This window comes from Arthrobacter sp. TJ-270, assembly GCF_058269075.1.
In genome coordinates this window covers 74,585-89,277 of sequence record NZ_JBZCNB010000003.1, presented here as the reverse complement: position 1 = coordinate 89,277, position 14,693 = coordinate 74,585, and the positions used below count along the sequence as shown (strand labels likewise).

Below are 14,693 nucleotides of genomic sequence, written 5' to 3'. Positions count from 1 at the left end.
GGTGAGCAGCGAGAGAATTCTCAACGGGCGCTACGAGCTGGGCGAGCTGATCGGCCGCGGCGGGATGGCTGACGTCCACCTTGGGCGCGACATCCGGCTTGGCCGTACCGTGGCGATCAAGGTGCTGCGTCAGGATCTGGCCAGAGACCCCCTGTTCCAGTCCCGTTTCCGTCGTGAAGCCCAGGCTGTAGCGGGATTGAACCACCCCACGATTGTGTCCGTCTACGACACCGGTGAGGAGGAGGTCGAGGGCCGGCACCATGATGACGTCCGAGTTCCATTCATCGTCATGGAGTATGTCGCCGGGCGAACCCTACGGGACCTTGTGAAAGCGGGGGACCTTACTCACGAGACCTCGATCGACTACATGCTGGGCGTCCTCTCCGCGCTCGAATACAGCCACCGCGCAGGAATAGTCCACAGGGATATCAAGCCGGCCAACGTCATGATCACGCCTGAGGGCCAGGTCAAGGTGATGGACTTTGGAATAGCGCGCGCGATCGCTGACTCGGCAGCCACCATGACCCAGACCCAGGCAGTGATTGGCACCGCCCAGTACCTCTCCCCTGAACAGGCCCGTGGCGAAACCGTGGACGCACGCAGCGACCTCTACTCAGCCGGTTGCCTACTGTACGAATTACTTACCGGCAGACCGCCTTTCGTCGGCGACAGTCCAGTCTCAGTCGCATACCAGCACGTCCGGGAAGCTCCGACGCCGGCGCGCGAGCTCAACGACAGCATCCCGTCCGAGATCGAGTCGGTGCTTCACATCGCCCTTGAGAAGGACCGGGCCCAGCGCTTCCAGAGCGCGGCTGACTTCCGGTCGGCGCTGCTGGACGCCCGCAACGGCATCCGTCCCGCCGGACCGGACGCTCCCACTGAAGCCATCGCTGCCGTTTCCTCGCGAAGGGAGGACCCAGCGCCGCAGACAAGAACCATGGCCAGGGCGCTGGCCGTCGAGAGCGTGGCCGCCGGATCACTTGAGGAAGGTGAGGAGACGGGCTCGCTTCCCGTCACGCATGCGACGCAAAATCGCCGCGACGCCGAAGAGCGGCGGCGTTCACGCCGGCGCAGCTGGATTGCGGTGCTGCTCGTGCTTCTGGCGTTGCTGTTGTCGGCCGGTGGGGTCGCACTCTTCGGAATTCTCAATTCCCAACCTGAGGAACCCCTCCTCACAGCGGTACCTGCTGTTGACTCGATGACTGAAACCGACGCAAGCAACGCCCTCACCGCCGTCGGACTCCGTCCGCAGGTGGAACTCGAGTTCCACGACGAGGTGGAGTCAGGCCTTGCGATCGGCACCGATCCAACCGCAGGCAGCGAGGTGGAACCCGATTCCCTGGTCACGCTGCAGATCTCCAAGGGTCCAGCCACCCGCACCATCCCCGAAGAGATCTTCCAGATGACGGAGTCATCAGCACGGGATGAGCTGCAATCGGTCGGTTTGCGCGGCGGCACGGTGAGTGAAGCGAACAGCGCAACCGTTCCGGTTGGACGCGTGATTGCCACCGAACCGGCGTTGGGGTCATCCGTGCCGGCAGACTCGGAGGTGAACCTCGTGCTCTCCACCGGCCAGGTGACCGTTCCGCGGGTAGTCGGGCTACCCAGCGAAGAAGCCGTGGCCATTCTTGAAGACCCGGCCCGCGCGCTGGTGCCGCGGATTCAGGAGGAGCCGAATGCCGTCGTCGCACCCGGCCTTGTAGTAAGGCAGGAACCGGCGGAGAACGTCGACGTTGCGCCCGGCAGCGAAGTGGTGATCTATGTCGCCACAAGGCCGCCAGAGGAACCGCCCGCCGAGGAAGAACCCGCTGAAGAAGAACCTGAAGCCTCGGCGACTCCCAGCACCACACCGCCCCCTCCCACAGAGGAGGAGACCGGTAACCAGGGACGCGGTCGGGGTCAGGGCAATAACGGCGGGTAGTAGCAGCCGCTGAAGAACTAGGAGCCCGACTGCTGATGAATCAGAGGGCTCAGCATAGCTGAGCGCTCTGCGGCACCAGCCAGACCAACCTGCTCCAGCCAATTGCCGAGCATGCGGTAGCCTCCTTCGGTAAGCACCGATTCCGGGTGGAACTGCACGCCGCACAATGGTGCAGAGCGGTGCTCGAGGCCCATAATTACGCCACTGGCCGTTCGCGCCGTGACACGCAGTTCAGCGGGAACATCACCGACGGCAGCCAGCGAGTGGTAGCGGGTGGCCGTCAGGGGCGAGTCCAGGCCCTCGAAGACGTTGGTGGAGTCGTGCTCCACAAGCGACGTCTTGCCGTGCATCAGTTCCGGCGCGTGCGTGACCGACCCACCGTAAGCCTCGGCGAGTGCCTGATGGCCCAGGCACACGCCCAGCATCGGCTTGCCGTTCTCGCCGCACCACTTGATCAGGTCGATACAGACGCCTGCCTCTGCGGGAGCGCCGGGCCCGGGGGAAATGAGGACGCCGTCGCGGGCTTCCGCCAGTGCGATCGCGTCGGCGAGCGTGACATCGTCGTTTCGGACAACGGTGGTCTCCGCGCCGAGTTCCTGCAGGTAACCGACAAGGGTGTACACAAAGCTGTCGTAGTTATCAACAACCAGAATGCGGGTGGGGCTGCTCATGGTCAGGTACCAATCGTTGAATCGGTCAAGGGGCTGAATTGGGAGAGCCAGGGGAAGACCCAGCTCACCAGGACGGCTACGGCTGCTGCGGCGATCAGAATTGACCAGATTATGCGCAACCAGAGCGGCCCCGGGAGGTGACGGAAAATGAATGCGTACATCAGGCGGCTCCCTGGATAACGCCGGCTACCTGCGCCGCGATCTCGTCCGGCGGACCGTCGTCCAACGGCCGGAACGAGTCCATCATCGCGTAGGCAATGATCCGTTCCTGTGCTCCGAAGCGCGGGTTGCAGCTGGTGAGGGTGAGTATCCGTTGCTCGGGTTCAACCCCGGGTTGCGTTGGAACGGGCGCCAGAACGTCCACACGATCAGGCAGCACAATCTGTGTGTTGCGGTAGACGTAGGTGTAGTACCCGTCCTGTGTCTGCACGTACATCCGGTCCCCCGGCACCAGGGTGTGGATATTGTCGAGGACAGCACCGTTGGTTTGGCGGTGGCCCGCCAGAGCGAAGTTGCCGATCGCACCCGGCATACCGGTCTCCGGGTAGTGCCCGAGACCCAGGTTGTCGAGTACCGCCGTAGTTACACCGCTGGTCACCGGTCGGGTGTAGTCGTCGCCGAAACGAGGAATGTGAATAACCGCGAACGTCTCGCCGGCCGCCCTCTCTCCGAGCACCGGAATCTCGTTGGGTGCCGACGGTTGAGGGGCATCCACGGCCTCCGGAGGAGCGGACTCTCCACCGAGGTCCGCGAGGAATTCCTCCACAGCCTGGTCCTGCTTGGCGTTCGATTCAACGTTGGTCCACCAGAGCTGCCAGGCGACGAACAGCAGGAGAATCACACCGGCCGTCATGAGCAACTCACCGATCACCTGAGCAGCGATCTGAAGGACACTACGACAACGACGGGCAGCGGGCAGGCGCCGAGAACGGTCACGGCGGGCCACCGCGATGCCTCCGCCGAGGTTGCTCAAGCCTTCTCCCTGCTTACGGATATGTTGCCGGGCGTCGCGGCGCCGGTTCATTAGCTAGAATGGGCAGCTAGAACCGCGCCGATGACGATCGTGTTGTCTCAGGATAACTGGTGTCACCGCTGCAGTCCGAGCCTGTATGACCGCAAACACAGTGGCTGGTAACCCAGCGCACCGTCTAGGAGGATCCGTGCCCGAGTCGAAGTCCCGCAAGAAGCAGGTCGAGTCGAGGACGCGCGCGGCTGCGGAACCGAAGCCCAATCCGGTTTGGTTCAAACCGGTGATGTTCGGGCTGATGCTTCTCGGCCTGCTATGGATTCTGGTGTACTACATTTCCGAGGGACGCTTCCCGATCCCGGAGATCGCATCATGGAACATCCTCATCGGGTTTGGAATCGCGATTGCCGGCTTCCTCATGACCACGCGCTGGCGCTGACGGGCTCCCCGGTTCAGGCTCTCAAACCCAGCCTCGCCATAATGCTGTCAGTGACCTCCACAGGCGTGCCGACATTCTCGACAATCAGCCCTTGCTCGTCTTCCTGAAGAGGTTCGAGGGTGCTGACCTGTGAGGGCAACAGAGATTCAGGCATGAAGTGGCCGATCCGCGTCTTCATCCGTGACCGGATGATTTCGAGGTCTCCCAGCAGATGCACGAATCGCACATCCCCGTCCGCGGCCGCAAGGACGTCCCGATAGCGTCTCTTCAGGGCCGAGCAGGTAACGATGGTGGACTCACGTTTCGCGGTCTTGTCGCTGATCCACCGAGCGATCGCTTCAAGCCATGGTGCCCGGTCTTCATCGGTCAGGGCTATGCCTTGGCTCATCCTGTCGATGTTCTCGACGGAGTGGAATTTGTCAGCTTCTGCGTAGACCCAGCCCAGGCGCTCCGACAGGGCGGTGGCGATGGTCGTTTTGCCCGATCCGGACACCCCCATGATGATGAGATGCATTGGTGGTTCCATGTCGTCTCCTCGACCCCCTCGTCGCACGGCCTAGTGATGCACCGCATCTATCCTCTCAGACAAAGGTATCACCTTTCAGGGAAAGGATAGTACCTTTGAACTGCCGTTGCACTCCCGGCATATCCTGATTTCATCCTCGCCCCCACCGTCGGAAAGGTCCACCAGTGGCGCTGTCTTCGCAAGGCCCGGCACCGGTAGCGGCTGTGATGTATAGCGGCATCATCGAGGAGCTCGGAAGGAGCATCGTCAGCGGTGGGCTGTCAACCGGGGAACGGTTGACGATTGAAGCGCTGCAGCAGCGCTTCGGAGTTTCCCGGACCGTAATACGGGACTGCATGCGCATCCTCGAATCAATGAACCTGGTCTTCAGCAAGCGCAGGGTCGGGATTGTGGTCCAGGCACCCCGGCACTGGAACGTGTACGACGCGCGGATCATCCGCTGGCGGCTGGAGGGCACTTCCCGCGCGCGGCAGTTCAAGAGCCTGACGGAACTGCGCTGCGCCGTCGAGCCGCTTGCTGCGGCAGGAGCAGCCCGCAACGCGACCGGGGAACAGCGTACCGCCGTCGTCAATCTAGCCGCTCAGATGCGCACGCTCGGCGAGGAGGGCCGGCTAGAGGAGTTCCTCGCCGTCGATGTCGAGTTCCACGCGTTGCTCCTGCGTGCCAGCGGCAACGAGATGTTCTCTGCACTTGACGGCGTCGTCTCGGAAGTCCTGCGCGGCAGGACCAATCAGGGGCTCATGCCCCGCAAACCGCGGGAGCATGCCCTCGCCAGTCACGAAGCCGTCGCCGCCGCGATCGCCGCCGCCGATTTCCTCGCTGCTGAAGCAGCGATGCGGGAACTGCTGGCCGAAGTGCGGGAAGCCATCACCTGAGCCCGGAGTAAGTGCAGTAATGGTGGAGAACGCGTCATACACACGTTGTGCACCGAGTTATCCACAGCTGTGTGTAACTTAGAGCGACCTTCAAGCATTCGCCGCGTGAATGTACGGTTCGCTTATCCACATCTGTGGAATTACATGTGTGTAAGTTTTCCCCGTTGTTGATAAACCCTGTGGATAACTAGGCCGGCAGTGCGACCAGATTTGCTCCGACAAAGGTCAAGGCAATCAGCACGAGCGTCAGGGCCGCCAGAGCTGACCAATGGATCAAAGGCCGCTTCGAGCCGCGCGGTGTGTAGGCGATGATGGCCGCGGCCGCGCTCCCGGCGAGGAGGCCACCCAGATGCGCCTGCCAGGAAATCCCCGCCACAACGAAACCGAGAACGGTGTTGATGGCGATCAGCACTGCCAGCTGCCGAATGTCGCCACCGCGCCGACGCTGCACGATCAGCATGGCGCCGAAGAGTCCGAAGACAGCCCCTGATGCTCCAACCACGCCCTGGAGAGGATTGGTGAGCAGGAGAACGGCAACCGAGCCGCCAAAGGCTGCGATCAGGTACAAAGCCAGGAACCTTGCCCTTCCCAGCAGAGGTTCCAGCGCCTGACCTATAATCCACAGCGCGTACATGTTGAAGCCGATGTGGAGCAGGAATCCGGTGGAGTGCAGGAACGCGGCTGTAATCATGCGCCAGGGCTCCGGAGTGATTATTTCCGAGGTGTATATGCCCGCGTACGCCAAAGCATCGGTCACACCAGGGACGGCGAGTTGTGCGAGAAAGAGAGCCACGCAGGCTCCAATCAGCGAAAGTGTCACCACAGGCCGACCCTGCCGGACCGTTCCGCCGAAAACAGTCCTGGTGGTTGGAGCGTTGCGCTGCGCCTCGCGCACGCAGTCAACACACTGAATCCCGACGGCCGCCGGACGCTGACACTCCGGGCAGGCTGGCCTGCCGCATCGTTGACACCGCACATAACTCACCCGGTCAGGGTGACGCGGGCATACGGGAACGTCCTGGTCCGGCTGGCCCGCCGGGACTCCATAGGTCATGGGGCGCTAGGCCTGCTCGATGGTGATGCTGTTGATGACGACGTCCTCGAGCGGCCGGTCACGGCCGTCGGTGGGGATGGCGTTGAGCTGGTCGACGAGGGCGCGTGACGCCTCCTCCTTTACCTCACCGAAGATGGTGTGCTTGCCCTGAAGCCAGGTGGTGGGAACCGAGGTGATGAAGAACTGTGATCCGTTGGTTCCGCGACCGTTCTGCAGACCGGCGTTGGCCATGGCCAGCTTGTAGGGGGTACTGAAGTCGAGATCGGGGTTGATTTCGTCGTCGAACTGGTAGCCCGGGCCGCCGATCCCCTGGCCCAGTGGATCGCCGCCCTGGATCATGAAGTCCTGGATGACACGGTGGAAGACGGTGCCGTCGTAGAGGGGCGCGTTGGTTTCCTCTCCCGTGCCCGGGTGGGTCCACTTGATTTCGCCGGTAGCCAAGCCAATGAAATTCTTCACCGTCTTGGGAGCGTGGTTTCCGTAGAGCTCCACCTTGATGTCACCGAGGCTCGTGTGAATGGTTGCGTTTGCAGTTGCGATAGCTGTCATGGGCTCCATTCTTTCACGCAGAGGCGGTGTAAACCCCCGAAGCACCGGGTTCCGCGCACAGTGAAAATGCTGTGAAATCAACCTTTGGATAGCACTGACCTCCGGATAGCACGTAGGCTGACTAAGAACAGTCACTATCCTTGGGAGGTAGTTGTGAAGAAATCCGCAACCGTTGTCCGCACCATCGAAAACAATGTTCTGATGGGCGTTGGCACTGCACGGGGTTGGGCCACGCCACGAGTGGATGCCGCAAAGGGTTGGGTTGCTCCGCGCATCGAACGAGGAATCGAAACGGCCTCACCGAAGATCCAGCAGGGTGTCAACCGCGCAACGCAGGGTCTGTCGGAAGGCATCGCCGTCGTCACCCCACGAATCCAGGAGAGCCTGGACAGGGTGGGACCCCGTATCAACCAGATTGTCGATGACACCGCTCCGCGCATACAGGGTACTTTGGACCGTGCAACTCCGGCGATCCATAACGCCCGTGACCGGGTCGTGGGCGAGTACATCCCCGCCGTGTCCTACCGTCTTGGTGACGCCGCCGATTCAGCGTCACGCACCCTCGCCGCTGTTACCGTCCCAGCCGGTGTTGCCGGTGTCGTCACGAAAGTGACCGGTGACAAGAAGGCCGTGAAGAAATACCAGAAGGCCGCGGTTGAGGCAGCTCAGCGTGCCGCAAAGGATCTCAAGCGCAGCAAGCGAAGCAAAGGTAACAAGGGCTGGCTCATCGCCGGCATTGTCGCTGCAGCTGTGACCGCCGGTATCGCCATCTGGCGCGCTTCCCAGCCTGTCGAAGATCCGTGGAAAACCCCGGCTCCAGTGGAACCGAAGCCGACTTTCGACGCGACGCAGAAGGACGAGAGCACGGAGGCTCTCACCGACATCAGCGAAGCCGCGGACCGCGCGGCGGAGAAGTCGAACGATGACACCGCGCCGAAGGGGCCCGCCGTCTAACTCGCTTCCCATCCCTCTTCAAAGCGGGAAAGATCCTCACATGGGTGGATCTTTCCCGCTTTTTCGATTTCTCCAGCGTGAGCGTCACCGGCTGATGATAGATTTACCGCCGTGCACCCCGTGAAGCCGTCCGTGTCGATCGTGATTCCGGCGTACAACGAAGAAGTCGTCATCCGCCAATGTCTCATCGCCGCCATCTACCAGTCCATGCCGGCCCACGAGATCCTGGTCGTCAGTAACCGCTCCACCGACCGTACGGCGGACATCGTCCGCCAGATGCAGCTTGAGTACCCAGAGAGCCCGATTCATCTGCTCGAACAGAATGACGTGCAGGGGCTCATACCCACCCGAAATTACGGCCTGGACCGTGCCTCGGGCGATGTCCTGGGAAGAATTGATGCGGACTCCGTCCTGGAGCCGGACTGGGTCGAGACGGTCCAGGCCGGCTTCAGCGACCCGGAGGTCGCCGCAGCCACGGGCCCGGTCGTTTACTACGACATGCCGATGCGACGCTGGGGTCTGAAAGCTGACGACAAAATGCGCCAGCTGGTCCTCAAGCTCGCACGCAACCAGTACCACTTCCTGTTCGGTTCCAACATGGCGCTACGCAGGACAGCATGGGAGCAGATCCGTGAGAACACCTGCCGCGATGAGAAGGATGAAATGCATGAAGACATCGACATCTCCCTGCATCTCGCTGAACAGGACCTGGTGATCCGCTACATCCCCACCATGGTCAGTGGAATGTCAGCCCGACGCCTTGAGAACTCACCCAAGGATTATCGCTACTACGTGACGCGGTTTGACCGCACCTACCGGGCTCACCAGATCGACAAGCGGGTCCTGAAGATTCCCATGCTCATCTTCATGTCCATTTACTACCCTGCGAAAGTCCTGCGCGCCGTACACACCGCGCGTTCTTCCCGGACCACAGCATCGCGCCGCTAACGCAGCCTTAAAACAACGAAGGGTTCCAGCCATAATCGCTGGAACCCTTCATTTTACGGTGGAGGCACGGGGACTCGAACCCCGAACCCCCTGCTTGCAAAGCAGGTGCGCTACCAATTGCGCCATGCCCCCGTAAAACGGAACCTGATCAGTATACCCCGATCATTGAGTGAAGTTTTACTCGACCGAATCGGTCGCGTTACTCCACACTTCTTTCTCCTTCTCGGACTCCTGCCACCGTTTATAGGCAAAGAGTCCTGCGACTGCAGCTGCCGCTACCAGCAACTTCTTCACAGTGCTCCTTCCTTGCAGTTTCCTGCCGGTTTCAGGATCCGTGGGCGTACCAGGACTTGAACCTGGGACCTCTTCGTTATCAGCGAAGCGCTCTAACCGCCTGAGCTATACGCCCCCGTACCTCATCGGGCCGAGATACGACTTTACAGCAGGCCCTCAGCGATCCACAAATTGAGGACCGCCGCAGGTCAGTCGTCCGTGAGCGTCACACCGATTCCGCCCACCAGAGTGGATGAGATGTTGTACAGAACGGCCGAAAGCATTGCCAGTGCGGTCAGCAATACCACATTCACGACAGCGATAATCGTTGCGAAAGACACAACCTGGCCCAGGGATGCGAACTGGCGGAGGTCGAAGCCCGCTCCCTCGGATCCGGCAATCTCGCCCAGCAACTGGTTCACCCGGTCGAAGATGCCGGTGAGGTCAAGCACAGTCCAGATCACGATGGCCGCGACAACGGTCACGATACCGAGCGCTACGGAGAGCAGGAAGGCCATTTTCAGAACCGACCAGGGGTCGATCTTACTGACCAGCAGGCGAGCTTTACGTGCCTTGGCCTTGGGCGCGGGCTTGACCAGTCCAGGACGGCTTACGGTAGGCCTCTGCCCTGATGAGGCAGGGCGTTGCGTTGGCCGCGCGGGTGGATTGACCCGAGGTCCTCCGCCTGACGACCGCACGGCGCTGCCCGCAGTCGCGCGCGGATTTGAGTTGGCAGAACTCACTCGGAACCTCCAATATCGCTTGACTCAGCCTCCGGCTCAGCCGTCTCTTCTGTCGATAACGGTACTTCATCTCCCGCGCCCGGCGCAGGTTCAGCGTCATCCAGGCCCATCACGGGGATGTCATCATCAGCTGTCAATCCCCGTTCGGTGTTACGGGCCACGGCGATGATCCTGTCGGACTTGTCCGGCTTGGCAAAAATAACACCCATGGTGTCGCGGCCCTTTGCGGGAACGCCGGCAACCGCCGAGCGGACCACCTTGCCCCCGCCCATGACCACGAGCACCTCATCCTCTTCCTGCACGATGAGAGCGCCAACGAGATCACCACGCACTTCGGCAAGCTTCGCTACTTTGATGCCGAGTCCACCGCGGCCCTGCACACGATATTCATCGGCTTTGGTCCGCTTTGCGAAACCGCCTTCGGTCACGATGAAGACATAGGAGTCGTCGCTGACCACGTTCGCTGCCAGTAATTCATCCTCGTCGCGGAACTTCATGCCGGTAACCCCCGAGGTAGCCCTTCCCATCGGGCGTAGCGCTTCATCTGTGGCGCTGAATCGGAGCGACTGGCCCTTCCGCGAAACGAGCATCATGTCATCGGTTTCGGAAACGAGTTGGGCTGACACGAGCTCATCACCGTCGCGCAGGTTAATGGCAATCACACCCGCCGAGCGGTTTGTGTCGTAGTCCTCAAGGCGGGTCTTCTTGACCAGACCGCGCTTGGTAGCGAGTACCAGGTACGGGGACTGCTGGTAGTCCCGCAGGTCGAGAACCTGTGCAATAGTCTCGTCCGGCTGGAACGCGAGCAGATTGGCGACATGCTGACCCTTCGCATCCCGCGCAGCTTCGACCAGCTCGTAAGCCTTCGCACGGTATACACGTCCCAGGTTGGTGAAGAACAGTAACCAGTGGTGTGTAGTAGTCACGAAGAAGTGTTCAACGACGTCGTCGCCGCGCAGCTGCGCCCCGCGGATGCCCTTGCCGCCGCGGGCCTGCTGGCGGTAGTTGTCGCTACGGGTCCGCTTCACGTACCCGCCGCGGGTAATGGTGACCACCATCTCCTCTTCGGGGATGAGGTCTTCCATGCTCATGTCGGAGTCGTAACCCATGAGGATCTCGGTGCGCCGGTTGTCGCCATGCTTGTCGACGATTTCCTGCAACTCCGTCGAGACGATCTCGCGCTGCTGGACCTCGGAGGCAAGGATCTTCTTGTACTCGGTGATCTCAGACTCAAGTTTGGCGTGCTGGTCCTGGATCTTCTGCCGCTCAAGAGCCGCGAGCCGCCGCAGCTGCATGTCGAGGATCGCCTGCGCCTGAATTTCATCAATGTCCAGGAGCCCCATGAGGCCGTTACGTGCATCCTCCACGGTCGAGGACCGGCGAATGAGGGCGATGACTTCATCCAGCGCATCGAGGGCCTTGAGCAGTCCGCGCAGGATGTGGGCGGCTTCTTCGGCCTTGCGGAGACGGTACTGGGTCCTGCGGACGATTACCTCGAGCTGGTGCGTCACCCAGTGGCGGATGAAAGCATCGAGGCTGAGAGTGCGCGGCACCTCGTCGACGATCGCGAGCATGTTCGCGCTGAAATTTTCCTGCAGCTGGGTGTGCTTGTAGAGGTTGTTCAGCACCACCTTGGCTACTGCGTCACGCTTCAGCACGACAACCAATCGCTGGCCCGTGCGCCCGGACGTTTCATCCCGGAGGTCCGCGATACCCGAAACCTTGCCGTCCTTGACGAGGTCGGCAATCTTGATCGCCAGGTTGTCCGGGTTTGCCTGGTAGGGCAGTTCGGTCACGACCAGACAGGTACGTCCCTGGATTTCTTCGACGTTGACCACGGCGCGCATGGTGATCGATCCACGGCCGGAACGGTAGGCATCTTCGATACCCTTATGGCCGAGAATCTGAGCGCCGGTGGGGAAATCAGGGCCTTTGATGCGCTGGATGAGGGCCTCTAGCAACTCTTCCTTGCTGGCTTCCGGATTCTGCAGGTACCACTGCACACCGTCGGCGACCTCGCGTAGATTATGCGGCGGGATGTTGGTGGCCATACCGACAGCGATGCCGGAGGAGCCGTTCACCAACAGGTTCGGGAAACGGGACGGCAGGATCGTGGGTTCCTGGTTCTTGCCGTCGTAGTTGTCCTGGAAATCGACTGTCTCCTCGTCGATATCCCGGACCATCTCCATGGCCAGCGGGGCCATTTTGGTCTCGGTGTATCGCGGGGCGGCCGCGCCGTCGTTACCGGGAGATCCGAAGTTTCCCTGGCCGAGAGCCAGTGGGTACCGCATGGTCCAGTCCTGGATGAGGCGGACCAGGGCGTCGTAGATCGCGCTGTCACCGTGCGGGTGGTACTGGCCCATGACTTCGCCGACGACGCGCGCGCACTTGTTGAATGAGCGGTCCGGGCGATAGCCGCCGTCGAACATGGCATACAGGACGCGGCGGTGGACCGGTTTGAGACCGTCCCTGACATCAGGCAACGCTCGACCGACAATGACCGCCATTGCGTAGTCCAGGTACGACCGCTGCATCTCCGTCTGCAGGTCCACCTGCTCGATTCGGTCGGTCAGCACGGTCCCTTCGACGGGTGTCTCGTCGCTGGGAACCTCAGGCGTTACTTCGTCACTCATCTAGTTCGTTCCATTTCGTGAATGCGTGTGAGGAACCGGTCGCTGAGACTCGCACAACCGGCCGGGTTTGCTCAACATCGATCAGATGTCGAGGAACCGTACATCTTTGGCGTTCTGCTGAATGAAGTTGCGGCGTGATTCCACGTCCTCGCCCATCAGGACGGAGAAGATCTGGTCTGCTGCCGCGGCATCGTCCATGGTGACCTGCAGGAGTGTCCGGTTGTCCGGATCCATGGTGGTTTCCCACAGCTCGGTGTAGTCCATCTCTCCGAGACCCTTATAGCGCTGAATCCCGTTCTCCTTGGGGAGACGCTGGTTGTTGGCCAGGCCAATTTTGATGGTTTCATCCCGCTCACGGTCGCTGAAGACGTAGGAGTGGGCCGCATTGGACCACTTGATGCGGTAGAGAGGCGGCTGTGCCAAATACACATAGCCGTTCTCGATCAGTGGCCGCATGTAGCGGAAAAGCAGTGTGAGCAGCAGCGTGGTGATGTGCTGGCCGTCGACGTCGGCATCCGCCATGAGGACGATCTTGTGGTACCGGGCCTTATTAACATCGAAATCCTCGCCGATTCCGGCTCCGAAAGCGGTGATCATGGCCTGGACTTCAGCGTTGCCGAGCGCACGGTCGAGCCGAGCTCGTTCGACGTTGAGGATCTTCCCTCGCAGCGGCAGGATTGCCTGCGTTTCGGGGTTGCGACCGCGAACTGCCGAACCACCTGCGGAGTCACCCTCCACAATGTAGATCTCGGATTTCGAAGGGTCCTTCGACTGACAGTCCTTCAGTTTGCCCGGCATACCGCCGGACTCCAGCAAGCCCTTCCGCCGGGTGGATTCGCGAGCCTTTCGTGCAGCCAACCGGGCCTGGGCCGCCTGGATCGACTTCCGGATAACATCGCGGGCCGGGCCGGGGTTACGTTCCAGCCAGTCACCCAGTTGATTGGTGACGACGCGCTGCACAAAGCCCTTCGCTTCGGAATTACCCAGCTTGGTCTTGGTCTGTCCTTCAAACTGGGGCTCTGACAACTTCACCGAGATGACGGCGGTAAGGCCCTCCCGGATGTCATCACCCGTGAGGTTGTCGTCCTTCTCCTTGATGATGTTCTTCTCCCGCGCGTAGCGGTTGATCAAGGAGGTCATTGCGGCGCGGAAACCCTCTTCATGGGTTCCGCCCTCGTGAGTGTTGATCGTGTTGGCGTAGGTGTGCACGCTTTCGGAATACGCCGTTGTCCATTGCATGGCCACTTCAACTGCGATGGACCTGTCGGAATCTTCGGTCTCAAAAGCAATGACGTCTTCGTGGATAACATCGACACGCTTCGACGAGTTCAGGTGCTTGACGTAGTCCAGCAGGCCATTCTCGTAGAGGTATTCCACATGTCGGTGCTTGTTCTCTTCCGACTGTTCAGCCGCGGCGTGTGCGGCGTCCGTGATCTCCTCGGTTTCCACCTCAGGCACGCGTTCATCCACAAGGCTGATCCGCAAACCCTTATTGAGAAATGCCATCTGCTGGAAGCGTGCACGCAGGGTCTCGAAATCGAACTCCACCGACTCGAAGATGGAATCATCCGGGTAAAACGTCTGGGTGGTGCCGGTCCCGGAGGTTTCCTCACCCTTTTCGAGCTGGCCGACGGGCTTGCCGCCGTCCTCAAACGACTGCCGCCATACGTGGCCCTGGCGGCGAATTTCCGTGTCAACTCTGGAGGAAAGCGCATTCACAACGGAGATACCAACTCCGTGAAGGCCACCGGAGACGGCATAACCGCCGCCACCGAACTTTCCGCCCGCATGCAGGATGGTCATGACCACTTCAACGGTGGGTTTACCCTCGGTCGGGTGCATGTCGACGGGGATGCCTCGACCGTTGTCGATAACCCGCACGCCGCCATCGGCAAGTAATGTCACCTTGATGTGGTCGCAGTATCCCGCAAGGGCCTCATCCACAGAGTTATCCACAACCTCGTACACGAGGTGATGCAGGCCGCGCGGACCCGTGGACCCGATATACATACCGGGTCGCTTGCGAACCGCTTCGAGTCCTTCGAGGACCGTGATGTCACTCGCGCCGTAACCCTTGGGTGCACCGGCGCCGCTCTCCGGCATTCCGGCAGATTCCACTTCGTTGTCGTTAGCCACGGAC

At 61.2% G+C, this 14,693-nt stretch carries 14 protein-coding genes and 2 tRNA genes; 5 read left to right on the top strand and 11 right to left on the bottom strand.

Annotated elements, in window-relative coordinates; translation table 11 throughout:
• The first annotated feature begins 1 nt into the window (after position 1).
• Positions 2-1,921 (top strand): Stk1 family PASTA domain-containing Ser/Thr kinase, encoded by a 1,920-nt coding sequence (gene pknB, locus AC4D2M_RS07610; protein WP_490891042.1) that lies wholly within the window; start codon positions 2-4, stop codon positions 1,919-1,921.
• Positions 1,922-1,938: 17 nt separating this feature from the next.
• Here pknB and AC4D2M_RS07605 read toward each other — a convergent pair whose 3' ends face one another.
• Together AC4D2M_RS07605 and AC4D2M_RS07600 are read right to left on the bottom strand one after the other, a co-directional pair.
• Positions 1,939-2,592, bottom strand: a complete 654-nt coding sequence (locus AC4D2M_RS07605; protein ID WP_490891041.1) for an anthranilate synthase component II — start codon at positions 2,590-2,592, stop codon at positions 1,939-1,941.
• 160 nt (positions 2,593-2,752) lie between these two features.
• Complete coding sequence (locus AC4D2M_RS07600) at positions 2,753-3,511, bottom strand: class E sortase (RefSeq protein ID WP_490891384.1); 759 nt, start codon at positions 3,509-3,511, stop codon at positions 2,753-2,755.
• A 241-nt stretch (positions 3,512-3,752) separates the two neighbouring features.
• Between AC4D2M_RS07600 and AC4D2M_RS07595 the strand changes: the two genes are divergently transcribed.
• Positions 3,753-3,998 carry a cell division protein CrgA gene (locus tag AC4D2M_RS07595; RefSeq protein WP_490891040.1) on the top strand — a complete coding sequence of 82 codons (246 nt, stop codon included), beginning with the start codon at positions 3,753-3,755 and terminating at the stop codon, positions 3,996-3,998.
• Between the two features lie 13 nt (positions 3,999-4,011).
• Here the strand turns inward: AC4D2M_RS07595 and AC4D2M_RS07590 are convergent, their stop codons facing one another.
• On the bottom strand, positions 4,012-4,524 hold the full coding sequence (locus AC4D2M_RS07590; protein ID WP_490891039.1) for a gluconokinase: 513 nt from the start codon (positions 4,522-4,524) through the stop codon (positions 4,012-4,014).
• A gap of 164 nt (positions 4,525-4,688) precedes the next feature.
• On the opposite strand from AC4D2M_RS07590, the gene AC4D2M_RS07585 reads away from it, so the two are divergent.
• A complete protein-coding gene (locus tag AC4D2M_RS07585) occupies positions 4,689-5,399 on the top strand; it encodes a FadR/GntR family transcriptional regulator (RefSeq protein WP_490891038.1) in 711 nt (236 codons plus the stop codon).
• Between the two features lie 187 nt (positions 5,400-5,586).
• Here the strand turns inward: AC4D2M_RS07585 and AC4D2M_RS07580 are convergent, their stop codons facing one another.
• Positions 5,587-6,192 carry a rhomboid family intramembrane serine protease gene (locus AC4D2M_RS07580; protein WP_490891037.1) on the bottom strand — a complete coding sequence of 202 codons (606 nt, stop codon included), beginning with the start codon at positions 6,190-6,192 and terminating at the stop codon, positions 5,587-5,589.
• Between the two features lie 267 nt (positions 6,193-6,459).
• Positions 6,460-7,002 (bottom strand): peptidylprolyl isomerase, encoded by a 543-nt coding sequence (locus AC4D2M_RS07575; protein ID WP_490891035.1) that lies wholly within the window; start codon positions 7,000-7,002, stop codon positions 6,460-6,462.
• 153 nt (positions 7,003-7,155) lie between these two features.
• On the opposite strand from AC4D2M_RS07575, the gene AC4D2M_RS07570 reads away from it, so the two are divergent.
• Together AC4D2M_RS07570 and AC4D2M_RS07565 are read left to right on the top strand one after the other, a co-directional pair.
• Positions 7,156-7,956 (top strand): hypothetical protein, encoded by an 801-nt coding sequence (locus tag AC4D2M_RS07570; RefSeq protein WP_490891034.1) that lies wholly within the window; start codon positions 7,156-7,158, stop codon positions 7,954-7,956.
• Between the two features lie 111 nt (positions 7,957-8,067).
• A complete protein-coding gene (locus AC4D2M_RS07565; protein ID WP_490891032.1) occupies positions 8,068-8,904 on the top strand; it encodes a glycosyltransferase family 2 protein in 837 nt (278 codons plus the stop codon).
• A 59-nt stretch (positions 8,905-8,963) separates the two neighbouring features.
• On the opposite strand, the gene AC4D2M_RS07560 is transcribed toward AC4D2M_RS07565, so the two are convergent.
• The 6 genes from AC4D2M_RS07560 to gyrB all read right to left on the bottom strand — a co-directional run bounded on the left by AC4D2M_RS07560 (position 8,964) and on the right by gyrB (position 14,689).
• Positions 8,964-9,036, bottom strand: a tRNA-Ala gene (locus AC4D2M_RS07560).
• Positions 9,037-9,081: 45 nt separating this feature from the next.
• Positions 9,082-9,198, bottom strand: a complete 117-nt coding sequence (locus AC4D2M_RS07555) for a DLW-39 family protein (protein WP_490891030.1) — start codon at positions 9,196-9,198, stop codon at positions 9,082-9,084.
• A 41-nt stretch (positions 9,199-9,239) separates the two neighbouring features.
• Positions 9,240-9,313: transfer RNA gene (locus AC4D2M_RS07550), tRNA-Ile, on the bottom strand.
• A gap of 73 nt (positions 9,314-9,386) precedes the next feature.
• On the bottom strand, positions 9,387-9,920 hold the full coding sequence (locus AC4D2M_RS07545) for a DUF3566 domain-containing protein (RefSeq protein WP_490891029.1): 534 nt from the start codon (positions 9,918-9,920) through the stop codon (positions 9,387-9,389).
• Positions 9,917-12,553, bottom strand: a complete 2,637-nt coding sequence (gene gyrA, locus AC4D2M_RS07540) for a DNA gyrase subunit A (protein ID WP_490891028.1) — start codon at positions 12,551-12,553, stop codon at positions 9,917-9,919. Before gyrA ends, AC4D2M_RS07545 begins: the two co-directional genes overlap by 4 nt.
• Positions 12,554-12,634: 81 nt before the next feature.
• The gene (gyrB, locus tag AC4D2M_RS07535) at positions 12,635-14,689 is read right to left on the bottom strand and encodes a DNA topoisomerase (ATP-hydrolyzing) subunit B (protein ID WP_490891027.1); all 2,055 of its coding nucleotides are present in this window, start codon (positions 14,687-14,689) and stop codon (positions 12,635-12,637) included.
• Positions 14,690-14,693: the final 4 nt, after the last annotated feature.